This is a genomic window from Geothermobacter hydrogeniphilus, from assembly GCF_002093115.1.
GTDB classification, from domain to species: Bacteria; Desulfobacterota; Desulfuromonadia; order Desulfuromonadales; family Geothermobacteraceae; genus Geothermobacter_A; species Geothermobacter_A hydrogeniphilus.
On sequence record NZ_NAAD01000001.1, the window covers coordinates 345,711 to 360,543 of the forward strand.

The 14,833-nt window shown below is 60.1% G+C and carries 11 protein-coding genes; 9 read left to right on the plus strand and 2 right to left on the minus strand.

All coding sequences use genetic code 11. The features are described 5' to 3' along the window. Positions 1-24: 24 nt before the first annotated feature. The 4 genes from B5V00_RS01650 to B5V00_RS01665 all read left to right on the plus strand — a co-directional run bounded on the left by B5V00_RS01650 (position 25) and on the right by B5V00_RS01665 (position 4,031). Positions 25-1,125, plus strand: coding sequence for an AAA family ATPase (locus B5V00_RS01650; protein ID WP_085008856.1), 1,101 nt, complete (start codon positions 25-27; stop codon positions 1,123-1,125). A 122-nt stretch (positions 1,126-1,247) separates the two neighbouring features. After that, positions 1,248-1,694, plus strand: a complete 447-nt coding sequence (locus B5V00_RS01655; protein WP_172399573.1) for a ferritin family protein — start codon at positions 1,248-1,250, stop codon at positions 1,692-1,694. 112 nt (positions 1,695-1,806) lie between these two features. Further along, complete coding sequence (locus tag B5V00_RS01660) at positions 1,807-3,504, plus strand: ExeA family protein (RefSeq protein ID WP_085008858.1); 1,698 nt, start codon at positions 1,807-1,809, stop codon at positions 3,502-3,504. Then, positions 3,501-4,031, plus strand: coding sequence for a general secretion pathway protein GspB (locus B5V00_RS01665; RefSeq protein ID WP_085008859.1), 531 nt, complete (start codon positions 3,501-3,503; stop codon positions 4,029-4,031). The genes B5V00_RS01660 and B5V00_RS01665 overlap by 4 nt, the downstream gene beginning before the upstream one ends. A gap of 119 nt (positions 4,032-4,150) precedes the next feature. On the opposite strand, the gene B5V00_RS01670 is transcribed toward B5V00_RS01665, so the two are convergent. Together B5V00_RS01670 and B5V00_RS01675 are read right to left on the minus strand one after the other, a co-directional pair. Further along, positions 4,151-6,268: a M1 family metallopeptidase gene (locus B5V00_RS01670; protein WP_085008860.1), complete on the minus strand. Its 2,118-nt coding sequence runs from the start codon at positions 6,266-6,268 to the stop codon at positions 4,151-4,153. After that, positions 6,265-6,732 carry an LEA/WHy family protein gene (locus B5V00_RS01675; RefSeq protein ID WP_085008861.1) on the minus strand — a complete coding sequence of 156 codons (468 nt, stop codon included), beginning with the start codon at positions 6,730-6,732 and terminating at the stop codon, positions 6,265-6,267. Before B5V00_RS01675 ends, B5V00_RS01670 begins: the two co-directional genes overlap by 4 nt. A 93-nt stretch (positions 6,733-6,825) precedes the next feature. Here B5V00_RS01675 and B5V00_RS01680 point away from each other — a divergent pair, with 93 nt between their 5' ends. The 5 genes from B5V00_RS01680 (at position 6,826) to B5V00_RS01700 (ending at position 14,715) form a co-directional block, all read left to right on the plus strand. Beyond that, positions 6,826-7,221 carry a VanZ family protein gene (locus B5V00_RS01680; protein WP_085008862.1) on the plus strand — a complete coding sequence of 132 codons (396 nt, stop codon included), beginning with the start codon at positions 6,826-6,828 and terminating at the stop codon, positions 7,219-7,221. Continuing rightward, positions 7,218-9,878: a PD-(D/E)XK nuclease family protein gene (locus B5V00_RS01685; protein ID WP_085008863.1), complete on the plus strand. Its 2,661-nt coding sequence runs from the start codon at positions 7,218-7,220 to the stop codon at positions 9,876-9,878. The genes B5V00_RS01680 and B5V00_RS01685 overlap by 4 nt, the downstream gene beginning before the upstream one ends. Continuing rightward, the gene (locus tag B5V00_RS01690; RefSeq protein WP_172399574.1) at positions 9,871-13,245 is read left to right on the plus strand and encodes a UvrD-helicase domain-containing protein; all 3,375 of its coding nucleotides are present in this window, start codon (positions 9,871-9,873) and stop codon (positions 13,243-13,245) included. Before B5V00_RS01685 ends, B5V00_RS01690 begins: the two co-directional genes overlap by 8 nt. Further along, positions 13,242-14,240 (plus strand): ribosome small subunit-dependent GTPase A, encoded by a 999-nt coding sequence (gene rsgA, locus B5V00_RS01695; RefSeq protein WP_245803890.1) that lies wholly within the window; start codon positions 13,242-13,244, stop codon positions 14,238-14,240. Before B5V00_RS01690 ends, rsgA begins: the two co-directional genes overlap by 4 nt. 115 nt (positions 14,241-14,355) lie before the next feature. Further along, the gene (locus B5V00_RS01700) at positions 14,356-14,715 is read left to right on the plus strand and encodes a hypothetical protein (protein WP_139800613.1); all 360 of its coding nucleotides are present in this window, start codon (positions 14,356-14,358) and stop codon (positions 14,713-14,715) included. Positions 14,716-14,833: the final 118 nt, after the last annotated feature.

Here is a 14,833-nt window from a genome sequence, read left to right on the forward strand (position 1 = left end):
TACGACGTATCCAGGAGTCACCAAGTGGCCAAGAAGATTTTCGTCGCCGCCACCGGTCAGAATTGCGGCAAAACCACCATCAGTCTCTCCCTGCTGCACATGGCGCGTAAAAAATATGAGCGGATCGGGTTTATTAAACCCTTCGGCCCGAAAAGTGCCAGGTTTGAAGGGCGGGACGTCGATATGGATGCCAAGCTGATGGCCCGGGTCTATGACCTGGCCGGCGACATCAGCCTGATGTCTCCGGTTGTGCTTGAAACTGGAGATACCCGGCGCATCCTGGATGGCTATATCCGTCCCGAAGCCCTGCTGGAAAGAATCGTTGAGGCGGTCAGGGAGTTGGAGGAAAGAGTGGACTACCTGGTCCTTGAGGGCGCAGGTCATGTGGGCGTCGGTTCGGTTGCCGGCATCAGCAATGCCAGGGTCGCCCGTGCCGTGGAGGCTCCGGTGCTGATGGTCTCGGGGGCCGGTATCGGCAGTGCGGTTGATGACATCTGCCTCAACCTGGCGCTGTTCGATGCAGAAGGTGCGGATGTCAAACTGGTGCTGCCCAACAAGATCCGTGGTCGCAACCGCGAACTGGTGCTGCATTACCTGAAACAGGCGATGCTGCCGAAGGGCATTGCCGTACAGGCCGGATTCAACTATTCACAGATCCTGGCCAATCCGACCCTGCTGACCGTTTCCCGCCTGCTCGACCTTGAGCTTGAGGGCGATTCCCGGCAGATTTCGCGCATTGTGCACCATGTGCAGCTCGGGGCGGCGTCTACGCAGCGGGTTGTCGACCTGCTGTTGCCTTCGACCCTGCTGGTTGTGACCAGTAGTCGCGATGAACTTCTGGTCATGCTGTCGACCCTTTATCACATGCCCGAATATTTCGAAAAGATTGCCGGTATTGTCATTACCGGTGTTGCCCCCGTTTCCGCCATTACCCGGAAGATTCTCGAAGACAGCAGGATTCCATACATGCGCTGCGAACAACGAACCACGGCGGAAATATTTTCCCGACTGGAAAATTACGTCTCCAAGATAACTGCCGAGGACGAGGAAAAAATCAATCTCGTCCAGAAACTGGCCGAAACCGAACTTGACTTTAACGCCATCGATGAACTTTTCCGGATTTGATGGCTGTCGCTGTTCGACACATCCGGCCACCGCGGTGGCTGATGATGTTTGTACATTTCCCGAGGTTCGCTATACTCCATCCGATATCGTTTTCCGGTTTTATTCCTGCCAGGAGGGTCTCCATGATCAAACAACTCGAAATCTGTGCTGAAATTGAGGAAACCGTCAGCCGGGTTTATTCTTGCCTGGCCGAACAATTGCCGACGGGAAGTGAGCTGCGGTTGATCTGGGAAGAGATGGCCCGGGACGAACTGGAACATGCCCGGCTGTTGCAGTTCGCCCAGCGGTTTGAGCCCGATAAAACGTACGCCGGTTATCATATCGCCGAGGATGAGGCCCGTCGGCTGCTGGTGGGGGTTCAGGAAACTTTCGACCTGGTGAGGATGAAAACACTGAGTGAACGGGAAGCGGTCATGGCGCTGTTGAAACTGGAAGAGGATTTCATGCGGGTGCATCTCCGCCTGGCCGTTGAGTGTCTGGATCCGACGATGCAGGAAACCTTCAACCGGCTGGGCAAGGCGGATGAAACCCATGTCGCCCGTCTCAAAGAATACTCTCTGCGCAACTGACCCCTTGTTTTTCCTTTCTCCGCCCGGGTGCCGTTGGGGTGGTCAGTTTTCTTGCAATAACAGGGCAGCTGTGAAAAATTAATACCGCTGTCAACCCGTATTCGAGGCACCCATGTATCTGAAGCATTTCGGTTTTGAAAAAAAGCCGTTCAATATCACTCCGAACCCGGACTTCATGTTTCTGAGCGCGACCCATAAGGAGGTCTTCGCTCATCTGCTCTACGGCATTCAGAACCATTGCGGTTTCATTGAAGTAACGGGGGAAGTTGGAACCGGCAAAACAACGGTTTTAAGAACCTTGTTCAAGCAGCTTGATGATGAGCTGTATCGTCTGGCACTGATCTTCAACCCCCGCCTTGACGCGGTCGAACTGCTGCAGAGCATCAACCGGGAATTCGGAATTGCCGCCGATACCGGCAGCCTGTCGGAACTGCAGAGCCTTTTGAACGATTTTCTGCTGCAGCAGAACCGGGATGGTCATACCGTTGTTCTGGTGGTTGATGAAGCCCAGAACCTGTCTCCCGATGTTCTTGAGCAGATACGACTGCTTTCCAATCTTGAAACCGAAACGGATAAACTGATCCAGATTATCCTGGTCGGGCAACCGGAACTGCAGCAGATGCTCCGCCGTGACGACCTGCGGCAGCTGCGGCAACGGATTACCGTCAGCTATCACCTTGAGACGATGACGGAAGAAGACTCCCTGCGTTACATTCAGCATCGGATGTCCGTTGCCGGGCAGTCCCGTTCCGATCTTTTCACCCCCGCCGCACTCAAGCTTATTCTTAAACGCAGTGGTGGCAATCCCCGGCTCATCAATATTCTCTGCGACCGTTGCCTGCTGGTCTGTTTCAGTGAAAACGGCAGCCAGGTCACTGACAAGCATGTGCGTCAGGCCCGTAAAGAACTCTGGCGCGAAAAGGGACATGACAGCGGTGGCCGCCGTTACCTTTATGCGACACTCCTGCTGGCGGCTGTCATCCTCGCGGCCGGTTTCTGGTTCTACGATCAGGAAAAAAATCTGTCCGGCGCATCGCTGTCGGTTGAACAGCCCCTTCCCGCTGCTGAATCACCTCATCGATCGGTGCCTTCGTCAAGCGTCCTGGAATCGCCTGTTTCCGGTACCACGGACAACCCCGGGCTGGAAAAAAGATTGTTCCGCCTGAGGCGTTCCCTTGACCGGTCGCCGGATGCCGCACGTATCGGCGTGGCCTGCAACGCTTTGCTCGCCATCTGGCATCTTCCACCGCTGAAGGACGGAGAGCGACTTGCCGTCAACGACATCGCTCATGCGGCCTCGACCCGGGGACTGGACGTGGCGTCCTACACCGGCGGACTGGAGGGTCTGTTACGTTTCAATCTGCCAGTCATTCTCGACCTGACAGTACCGGGTGCCCGTGGCCGGCGATATCTTGCCCTGACCGGTGTTGACAGCGGCGGTTATCGTTATGCGCCTGTGATGGCCGGAATTGACCTGCTGCGGACCGAAGAGTTGAAAGCCCTCTGGTCTGGACGAGCGATTCTGCTGTGGCGGAATCATGACGGACTTTCCCCTGTCGGGCAGCCGGGTCAACGAGGAACCGATATCGAACGTATTCAGCAACTGCTCGCCAAGGCCGGTTATTATCGGGGCAACCCCACCGGGGTTTTCGACCAACCGACCGTCTCTGCAGTCACCCGTTTTCAGGCGGATTCGGGCCTGCTTCAGGATGGTCGGATCGGACCGCAGACCCTGATCCTGCTGTACCGCGCGGCAGGTTTTTTCGAGGCCGAGCTTGGGGCGTCGACTTCCCGGGAGGAAGGGGCATGAGTTCTATTCTCAAGGCATTGAAAAAGCTCGAAGAAGAAAAAAATCGCCGGCAGCAGGGCAAGGTTGACATCGCCACGGATATTCTGCGCGCCACCGGCCGGTCAGGAAAACGAAACTGGCTCATGCCGTTGATACTGATCGTGCTGGTTCTGGGCGGGACCCTGGGAGGGATGTTTGTCGCCCGGATGTTTCTTCCCGAAGCTATGCGGCAGCCGGTGCAGACCCCGCCGGTGCAGACCCCGCCGGTGCAGACCCCGCCGGTGCAGACCCAGCCAGCGCAGTCCCAGCCAGCGCAGTCCCAGCCAGCGCAGTCCCAGCCAGCCGATCGCTTTGAACATCCCCGCCTGGTCGTTTCCGGCATTGCCTATCAGTCGAATGCCGAAAACCGGATGGCGGTTGTCAACGATCTTCCGGTCCTGGCCGGGACAACCGTGGCCGGGGTCGAAGTTGTCGAGATTCTTCCCGACAAGGTGGTTTTTCGGTTCAAGGGGAAACAGTTTTCGGTTCCCCTGTCCGACCTGCCCTGACCGATGAGGGCAGGGAACTCTTTTCAGGGAGTTGTCCCGATCAGTAACGCCCACAAGATCGTCAGTTGTCCGTTCATTTTCAGCTTGCTCCCCCGGTGGATACTGGTTTCCGCAGCGGTTCAATCATGTCCTTTGGCGGCGGTCGTTCTTCCCCCGGGAAGAAGGTTGTGATCGGGCCAGGTAAAACTCAATGGCGAATGTCCGGCTTCCCGGGTCCCTTTGAGATAATTTTGACTGCCGTTGAACAGCAGGTAACTGTACCGGCCGTAATGGGGAATTTTACGGGCCACTGCTGCGGCCTCCGGGCTGTCGGTCGGAAGGAACAGGGCCTTCAGTCCGCCATCCGCCTTCGGCCAGACACTGAACAGGGATGTTGCCGCGGAAATTTCCCGGCCGTTGAAGATGAGCTTTCCGGTCGCGGAAGATGACAACCCGGGCGGACGCCAGTCTTCAGGTATAGTCTTAAACGATGCTACATAAAGAACGGTTTCTGAAGAATTATTATCTTCCAGCGATGTCCCGACTGTAATTCTGGCGGTGGTTTTTCGCAGGCCGTCCAGCAGCCGCCGGACGGCCTGTTTCTGTCCGGCCTGGAGGCCCGGGTGTTCAATGACCCGCAGCTGTGGCGCCGCCCGCAGGTTGTTGATCGTGACCGGGATCTCCTCCCTGGCCAGTCGCCGCATCACCTGGTTGTCGGGGTCAATGCTGAATGCCAGGGGTTGCCCGCCGCAGTTGAAGCTGAATTCCGTGCGCTTTGCGGTAACGCGCAAGGTCCGCTCCTCCCGACCGGAGCGGGTGCGGATGACGACCGGCAACCGCAGCGGGTAGGGGCCGGTCCGTTGCTGCAGCACTCCTTTGATCCGCCATCCGCCGTCGGTTGCTGCTCTTTGCAAGTCGTTCAACTGAAGATCCGGAATGTCGTCCCGTTCCAGCCAGGGGCGAATTTCGTCCTCCAGGGGAATACCGGAAACAGCGGAAAAAGTATCCAGCAGATCCTGCCAGTCGGCCCGCCGGTACATTTTTTCTTCCGCCAGTCGGCGCAGGGCTGACCAGAACGCCCGGTCCCCGATCCGTCTCCGGATCAGGTGAAAGACCATCGCCGCCTTGCCGTAGCCGATCGCCTGGCTGGCCTTGTCGAACCGGGACCGGAAACGGTTCAGGGGCATCGCCTGTTCGGGAACCAGGGTTGCGTATTCGCGGAGAATTTTCCGTCGATAGTCTTTGGCCGCTTCTTTCCCCTGGCGTTCCTTGTAGAGATAGTCGGCAACATAGGTTGTCAGTCCTTCCGACCAGTTGCCGTGCCGGGCGTCAACGCGGACGCCGTTGCCCCACCAGGAATGGGCGATTTCATGGCCCAGGCTGGTTCTAACGATGAAGGGGAGGCTGATGACACGGCTGCCGAGCAGGGTCCATGAGGGGAAGCCGTAGCCGGTCGGGATGAAATTCTCCACCATGGCGAATTTGTGAAACGGGTAGGGGCCGAACAGTGACTCATACAGGGCCAGGAAGGAGCGCGCCGCGGAAAGATAGGTGGTGGAGAGTGCAGCGTTGTCCCGGCCGAAAAATGTGTAGAGAGGAATCGGGCCGGAGCGGTCCTCGCGCAGTCGCCAGGGACCGACCGCCAGGGTCAGACCGGGCAGGGGATAGTCGACACGGAAACAGATGCGGTTCTCTTCATCCCCGGCGGTCCAGTCGGTAATCTCTCCGGCGGTCACCGCCCAGTAACCCGCCGGGAGTCTGACCCGGATAGAGAAAGTCGAGGATTGCTCCTCCCGGTACGGATACCAGGCGGTGTCCGCATCCAGGAAACCGCCCCGAGCGGTCATCTCCAGCCGAACTCCGTAGCTGGGATCTTCATCATGTTCGGGATCCGCTTGTTTTCTGTCGTCAAGAAGGATTCGCCAATGGACGGTCATGTTCATGGAATTCCCGGCCGCGATCAGCAGGTGTTCTCCACGGCGCCGAAACGGCAGCGGGCGATCGCCCGAGGTGACTGTAACCCCGGCCGCTGCAGTGTTCAACCGCAGATCGAGATCGCCGAGCGGCGTGTCGCCGGAGATACGGTCGAGGCCGACAAGCAGACCCTTCTCCGGGTTGAGACGGATGTCCAGTTGATGGTGTATGGCCGCCGAGGGCGGATCTGCGGCGATGGCAACCCCGGGAAACAGCAGCAGCAGGAAAAGCAGGATGCGCAACGGCGGAGAATCCTTTATAATCCGTCGGTCGGCATTCTTCATTGCAACCACTCCTGCAGATCGATTGTGCCTTGCTCGTGGATCGGGAAGGGATAACTGAAAATTCCGAACCCGCCGATTTCGATCGTGCCGTCGAGCTGATACTCCAGGGGCTGAGTCGAAGAACTTTTGTTCAGAAAACGGATCAGGTCCAAATAGGCGGCCGTCAGGTCCAGGGTCAGTATCCCACGGCCGTGGGCCGGAATGTCGACAGCCGTGTTCGACCGGCCGTTGGAAATTTCGATGTCGTTCAGTTTCAACCTGTAGTCCGCGTGTCGGATTGTCAGACTGAAACCGTTCGGATTATGAAGTTCAAGTTCAGCCTGAAGCAGGGCGTGGCTCAGGTTGAAGTCCTTCAGTTCCAGGCTTTGAAGAGAAACATCCGGCGGTTCAGGACGGACCGTTGAACAGGCCGTCAACAACAGCAGGATAACAATTATGAGCAACCAGTTCTTGCCTTGTGTCATATTCTGTCCCAACTTCAGAGTCAATTGGCAGCCGTCAGGGCCGCCGCCGACCGGACCGCCCGTAAACGCATATTATCTTACCAGAGCGAGCCGATGCGTCCTTTGAAATTTCAACTCAGACCGATCCTGAGAATCATTCTCGGGCTTTACCTTGCTCTGCTCGGGGTGTTGTCGTTGATGCCGAATCCGCCGCAACCGCCTGATATCATCTCCTGGGACAAGTTGGAGCACGCGCTTGCCTACGCGGTTCTCGGCCCGCTCCTGTTTGTTGTACTCTCTCCGCGACTGGTGAACCGTGTCCGCCTGTTGTGGGCGGCCGGGATGGCCTGGGGGACCGGTGCCCTGTTCGAGTTTCTGCAGGGGGTATTGAACCTCGGGCGTTGTTTTGAATGGACTGACCTGGCCGCCAACCTGGTCGGGACCCTGACCGGATTGGTGTTGATGCATCTGGTTATCATCTGGCTGCGCCGGGAGACTCGATACCGATGATGGACACCCCCATCCTGGAGTTGGCCGCGCGAGGTCCGCTCCTGACGGCCAACAACCGCCTGGCCGCCACCCTGATTTCCCGCTACGATCAGCAACAGGCGGCAACCGGAATTCTCTGCTGGGAACGGCCGGCCATCATGCCCCTGTCCGCCTGGCTGTCCGCCCGCGGGGATGAACTCGGCCTGACCGCCAGGCTTCTCAATGACGGTCAGGTTCGTCGTCTGTGGGAAGAGATTATTGAAGAGGACATCGCCCGTCACAACGCTTCCGGATTACTGCAGGTTTCCTCCAGCGCTGAAACCGCATCGGCCGCCCAGCAGTTGTTGCTGCAGTACGGCGGCAACATTGATCGTTATCCTATGAGCGACGATGTCGCGGCATTCAGACGCTGGCTGCGGGACTGGGAACGACGTGCCGCGGAAGCGGGCTGGCTGATTCCGGCCGCATTGCCGGGTTTGATCGCCACCGGCCTGGCGCAGGGCAGAATCAAGGCTCCCGAAATTTTGACCCTCGCCGGGTTCGATCTGCTTCCACCCAGCCTTGAGGATCTGTTGCGGTCGCTTGAAAATGCGGGCACGCGTGTCGAGGTCATAACCGATGACGGAGGGCCTGCCCGTTCGGTGAGCCGCTGTTGTGCCACAGATCCGCAGGAGGAGGTGCGCCTCTGCGCCCGTTGGACGCGGCTGCTGCTGGAGCGGGATCCGCGGGCCCGTATCGGTATCGTTGCCCCGGCTCTGGGGGATTACCTTTCCCTGTTGCGAGACCAGCTGCAGGCGGAATTGGGCCCGCGGCAGGCTCTGCAGTTCGGAACGGCCCACCCGGCCGGGTTCTCTCTCGGGTCCTGTCTGGCCGAGGAGGGCCCGGTGCGGCTTGCCCTCACCCTGTTCGGCTGCGGCAACCGGATTGAACTCGCCGAAGCGGGTCTGCTGCTCCGCTCCCCCTTCCTGGGGCACTCTGTCGCGGAGGGCAGGGCCCGCGCCCTGGCTGACCTGGAACTGCGTAACAACGGCCAGAGCGTGGTGCCGTTGCCGCGTCTCATCCGCATGGTTGAAAAGCTCGGGACGCTTCCCCGCTTTCTTGCCATTCTGAAGCATCTTCGGGACTGGGTTGCCGATCGTCGTCTCAGGCGGCCCGGGCTTTGGAGTGAACAGATGGCGCGGCTGCTCGAAGCGGTCGGCTGGCCCGGAGAAGGCGCGATTGACAGCCGCCAGTACCAGCTGGTGGAAAAATTCCTCGACCTGCTGCATCGTCTCGCCAGCCTGGACCTGGTTTCCTCCCCGGTTGAACGTCACGTTGCCGTCGGTCTTTTGCAGCGCATGGCCCGGGAAACGGAATTCCAGATCGAGGAGGCCCCTTCACGGCTGCAGGTCCTCGGCCTGCTGGAGTCGAGCGGGCAGTCCTTTGATGCGCTCTGGATGCTGGGAATGCACGACGGCGCGTTTCCGGTCCCGGCGCGTCCCAATCCCTTTCTGCCCCTGGCGCTGCAGAAGGAGATGGCCATGCCCCATGCCGATGCCGGGCGGGAGCTGGAGTTTGCCCAACGTGCCTGTCAACGCCTGTTTCATGCCGCCGACCAGGTTGTTGTCAGCTGGCCTGGCAGTATCGACGGGGCTGAATGCCGGCCGAGCCCGCTGCTTGCGGATCTTCCGGAAAACCTGCCCGAGTGTGCGCCCGGCAACGATCCGCGCCGATTGTTGACTGGCTCCGTTGTTCTTGAGACCTGGCAGGATCCGCAGGGGCCCGGCATCCCCGCCGGCATCCCCTTCAAGGGAGGTACCGGCATTCTCAAAGACCAGGCACTGTGCCCGTTTCGCGCCTTTGCGCATCACCGTCTGTTGGCGCGGGGGCTTGAATACCCGGACATCGGCCTTGATCCGATGAGTCGCGGCACCCTCGTTCACGGACTGCTTGAATCCTTCTGGTCCCGGATCTGCAGCCGGCGGCAACTGCTCATACTCAGTGACGAGGAGCTTGCCCGGGAATTGGCCCGTTCCGCCGAAGATGCCCTGCAGGCCTTTGAGAAGGAAAAACGTCTTGACCTGCCCAACCGTCAGCGTCGGATCGAGCTGCAGCGTCTGCAACGTGTCGCCCGCAACTGGCTTGAGAAAGAATATGATCGTCCCCCGTTCGAGGTCATCGCGACAGAACAGAGTCGACAGGTGACCATCGGCAACCTCGCTGTTCGTACCCGCATCGATCGCATCGACCGACTGGAAAACGGTCGGCAGCTGGTTATTGACTACAAGACCGGCAAACCGGATGTGAGCCAGTGGCTCGATGACCGGGTCAGCGAGCCACAACTGCCGATCTACTGTTTCGGCATGCCGCCGGAAGAGGTCGGCGGCGCCCTCTTCGCGCGGGTCCATTGTCGACCTGACGAAAACGGTTTTCATGGTCTGCTGCGGACCGACTGCGCCTGGGATGAGCGATCGGCCCGGACCATGGAACGTCTGCTTGATGAATACGGCCGGGAGGATTTCGACGATGTTCTGCGGCATTGGCGGGCCACCCTTGAACAACTGGCTGATGAGTTTGTCGACGGGCAGGCCAGGGTTGACCCGATCGATGAGGTCAAGGCCTGTCGTTACTGCGATCTGCTTCCGTTCTGCCGTCGGCTTGAATACGACCTGATGGTTGAGGAGATTCCCCGTGACTGACGCCCTGGCGCCACCGCAAAATGATCTGCAGGCTCGTCGCGAGGCTCTCGACCCGGGACGTTCCTTTATTGTCCAGGCCCCGGCCGGTTCAGGCAAAACCGAGTTGTTGACGCAACGACTGCTGGCACTGCTGAGCACGGTTGCCGAGCCGGAAGAGATTCTTGCGATTACCTTTACCCGCAAAGCGGCGGCTGAAATGCGCGGTCGGCTGCTGGCGTCGCTGCACGACGCAGCGGACAAACCGGCGCCCGATGAGCCGCACGCCCGGCAGACCTGGGGGCTCGCCCGCAAGGCGTTGCGGCATGCCGATCGCCGGGGATGGGACCTGTTGCGCAATCCAGCGCGACTGCAATTGCAGACCATCGACAGTTTCTGCAGTCTGTTGACTCGACGCATGCCCTGGTTGAGCCGTTTCGGGGCGCCGCCTCGTATCAGTCAGGATGCCGGAGAACTCTACCGTCTCGCCGGCGAGAAGCTGCTGGCCCGCCTCGAAAGTGGTGAACCGGGCGGGGACTCGGTGGCCCTGCTGCTTGATCATCTCGACAATCAGCTCAGCCGTCTGCGGGATATGGTTGTCAGCCTGCTTGGACGACGCGATCAATGGTTGCGTTGTCTGCTCGACCGTCGCCACCAGCAGGCTCGAGAACAGCTGGAAGAGGGGCTGCGGGGGTTCAGCCGGGAGTTGTTGCAGCGATTGAAAGGGCGGCTTGGGCAGGACCTGGAAATGCGCCTTTTCCAGGCGGCCGAGGTGGCGGCCGAGAACCTGGCTGACGTCGGAGAAGGGGATCTGCGGGAGTGCCTGGAAAACCGCGAGTCCTCCCTGGAGGCCGAACTGGCCTGCTGGGACCAGCTGCTGAAGCTGGTTCTGACCGGCAAGGGGATGATCCGCAAAACGGTTAACCGGCACCAGGGCTTCCCGGCCGGAAAGGCCGCGGCGGAGGCAAAACAGCAGTTTCTGCTGCTTCTTGATCAGTTTGCCGGTCAGCCCGGTCTGCTCGAAGCCCTGAACACCTTCCGCCGCCGTCCCGATGCCGGCTATGGGGATCCGCAATGGCAGTTGCTCGATGCCCTGATCGAACTGCTGCCACTGGCGGTTGCCGAACTCAACGAAGTTTTTCGGCAATGCGGCGAAATCGACTTTGTCGAGGTGGCCGGAGCGGCCCTGCGGGCCCTGGGAACAGCGGAAGCGCCGGAAGAACTGCTGCTGCAGTTCGATGCCCGGTTGCGTCACATTCTGATTGACGAATTCCAGGACACCTCATATATCCAATTTGAGCTGCTCAGGCGATTGACCGCGGGGTGGCAGGCCGGCGACGGACGGACTCTTTTCCTGGTCGGCGACCCGATGCAGTCGATCTATCGTTTCCGTCAGGCCGAGGTCGGCTATTTCCTGCAGGTCTGCAGGGATGGAATCGGCGCCATCCGGCCGACGGCACTTAAACTGGAAGCCAACTTCCGTTCTCAACAGGGGATTGTCAACTGGGTCAACACTGTTTTCAGCACCATCTTTCCCGTGGATGAAGACATGTTGCGGGGTGCCGTTCCCTACGCGTCCGCGGCCGCGACCAGGGCGATGTTGGCCGGCCCGGCTGTCCAGGGGTGGAGTTTCAGCGGTCGCCAGGATGAAGCTGAAGCCGAAAAAGTGGTCGAACTGGTGCGCGCCGCGCAGCGTGAACATCCCGACGGCACGGTTGCCGTCCTGGTCCGGGCCCGCAGCCACCTGGAGCGGATTATCCCGGCCCTTAAAAGAGCCGGGCTGCCTTTTCTGGCCCATGATCTAGACAGCCTTGAGATGCGGCCGCTGATCCAGGATCTGCGTGCCCTGACCAGAGCGCTGCTGCATTCGGCCGACAGGGTGAGCTGGCTGGCCCTGGTGCGTGCGCCCTGGTGCGGGCTGTCCCTCGAAGACCTGCAGCGGCTTATCGGTTCCGACCGGCAGACTCCGCTCTGGCAGCTGTTGCAGGAGCCTGCCGATCGGGGCGAGCTCTTTCCCCGCCTGACCGTGGCCGGTCAGCAGCGCTGGGAGCGGATCAGACCGGTGATTGCCTCTGCCCTGCAGACACGCGGGCGGGTTCCGTTGCGGCGGCTGGTCGAAACGACATGGCTGGCACTGGCCGGACCGGCCTGTTGCGATCCATCGGCGCTGCCTGACGCCGAACGTTTCTTCTGCCTGCTCGAAGAACTCGACTGCGGTGGAGACCTTGTCGACTTTGAGCAGTTGGACCGGCGTCTCAGTCAGCTGTTCGCCGCCCCTGATCCGCAGGCGGGTGACAAGTTGCAGCTGATGACCATTCACAAGGCCAAGGGCCTGCAGTTCGACACCGTCATCCTGCCGGGACTGGGACGTCCCGCCCCGCGCCAGGACCGCCCGCTGCTCAACTGGATCGACCATCCGGAATACTCGCTGCTGCTGGCGCCGGTCAGAAGGGCTGACAGCAGCAGTGATGATGCCACTTACCAGGCCATCCAGCATCTGCAGCAGGAGAAGAACCAGCTCGAAACCGATCGGTTGATCTACGTTGCCGTCACCCGTGCCATTCGTCGGATTCACCTGCTCGGGCACCTGGAGCAAAGGTCTTCGGGAGAGCTGGAACCGTCCTCTTCCTCGCTGCTCGGCCGGATCTGGGACCAGGTCGGCGGCCTGTTTGCCGGGCCGCGCGACGCCAATGAGTCAGACGCTGCCCCGCAGCGTCCACCGCAACGGCTGCAGCGTCTTCCCCTCGAATGGCAGCCGCCACCGCTTGCGGACACGGTTGCAACGCGACAGGAAGGCGTCCAGAGTGCTTCAACAGGACATGGTCGCCTGTCCACGGAGTTGCGCATCAATTTACGCAGTCAGGAAGGTCGGATGGTCGGCAACCTGGTTCACCAGCTGCTCGAACAGTATGGGCAGCCCGAAACCGTACGGCCGACCCGGGATTTTCTGCGCCAACAGCAGGGGACCTGGAAAAGAAGACTGCTGATGGCCGGGATTGGCGCCCATCGGCTTAAGGATTGCTGCGGGCGTATTCTGACGGCGATGGAACAGACATTTCACGGCCGACATGCCGACCTGCTCTTTGATCAGGCGACGTCGGTCGCTACCGAATTTGCCCTGCACGGACTGGTCGGCGGGCAACTGGTTCACGCCGCGATTGACCGTACCTTCATCGACCGGGAAGGACAGCGCTGGATCGTTGATTACAAAACCAGTCAGCCGGCAGCCGAAGAACCGGTTGACGCATTTCTGGCCAGGGAAAAAGATCATTACGCCGAACAACTCGGGTTTTACGCGCGCCTGTTTGCCGTCCGTGAACCGGGGCGACCACTTTGCACGGCGCTCTATTTTCCCTTGATTGACCGCTTGCTCAGGATTGATGAACCATGAATGATGAGGCTCTGATAAAGCTGGGCTGGCGGCAGATACAGGCTGAAGCCATGCGCCGCCATGACAGGAAAGGTCTGCTGCCCGGCCGGGTCATCGCGACCACGCGTGATTTCTGCACCCTGCTCACCGGAGAAGATGAACCGGTTGCGGCGCGCATCCCCGGGCGCCTGCATCATTTGAAAAGACGGGTCGGCGGGTTGTTGCCGGTGGTCGGAGACTGGGTGGTGTTCAAACCGGCCGGGGCTTCCCGGAGCGCTGTCGTCGAGGAGGTTCTACCGCGGCAGACCTGTCTTTCCCGACAGGCTCCCGGGCGGCGGGGTCGTCTGGTCGAGCAGGTGATTGCCGCCAATGTCGACACCGTCTTCGTCATCACCGGGCTGGACCAGGATTTCAACCCCCGCCGGATCGAGCGTTACCTGGCGCTGGTCACCGGCAGCGGCGCCCGCGCCGTGGTGCTGCTCAACAAGGCCGATCTCTGCTCAGATCCGGAACCCTACCGTTTGCAGGTTGAATCCTTCGGCTGCCCGGTTGTCATTCTCAGTGCGGAGCAGGGGACGGGTCTGGACGCGCTTTCACCCTTCATGACAACCGGTGACACCATTGCCATGCTCGGTTCCTCCGGGGTCGGCAAGTCGACACTGATCAATCGCCTGCTGGGAGAAGAACGGCAGCAGGTCGCCACCGTCAGCGAGAGTGACGGCAAGGGGCGCCACACCACCACCCACCGCGAGCTGCTGCGGCTGCCCGGAGGTGTTCTGCTGATGGATAATCCCGGCATGCGGGAACTTCAACTGTGGAAAGAGACCGCCAGCCTGGAAGAAGCCTTTGAGGATATTTTCGTTCTTGCCCGCGATTGCCGTTTCAGTGATTGTCGTCATCTTGAAGAACCGGACTGCAGCGTCAAACAGGCGGTGGCCGATGGCCGTCTAGCCGAAGAACGATTCCAGAGTTTTTTGAAGCTGCAGCAGGAACTCGTCCGGCATGGTGGCCATTGAAAGCCGATGACACGCCCTGCGGGGTTGACAGCAGTTAAAGAATGACCGCTGTTGTGCCGATGAGAGACTCATGACACTCTTGTCGGAGGCCTCCATGCGCGCGCTGGTGATATGTTTGCTGTTTTTTCTTTTGTCCGGCTGTGCGCAGAATATCGGGACCGGCAATCATGACCTCTCTCCACGGCTGGCGTCCCTGACATTGCACGCCGGACAGACTACACGCGGCCAGGCGTTTCAGGTTTTCGGCTCCCCCAGCACCATCTCCTACACCGACCAGGTTCTCTGGCCCTACGCCGGCCATGAGATTCTCTATCCTCCCGGAACGCGTGAAATCTGGAGTTATTTTGCCTCCAGCGTAACCGGAATGGCGCCGCTGAGTTATTCTCCGGTGCGCAGCCGCCGGCAGTTGATCAAGGTTTTCTTCGACGAACGGGGTATCGTTACCGGTTGGGACGCCATCCCGTTGAACAACTGAGCGCCTGAATCAGGACTTCATTAAAATGATGATTTTTGCTAAGTTGGGATGTGTCGATCCCGGCTTGCGCTTGTGCAGGTACGCTGCCGGGCTGAAGGCCATTTTTTCGGGAGCGGTC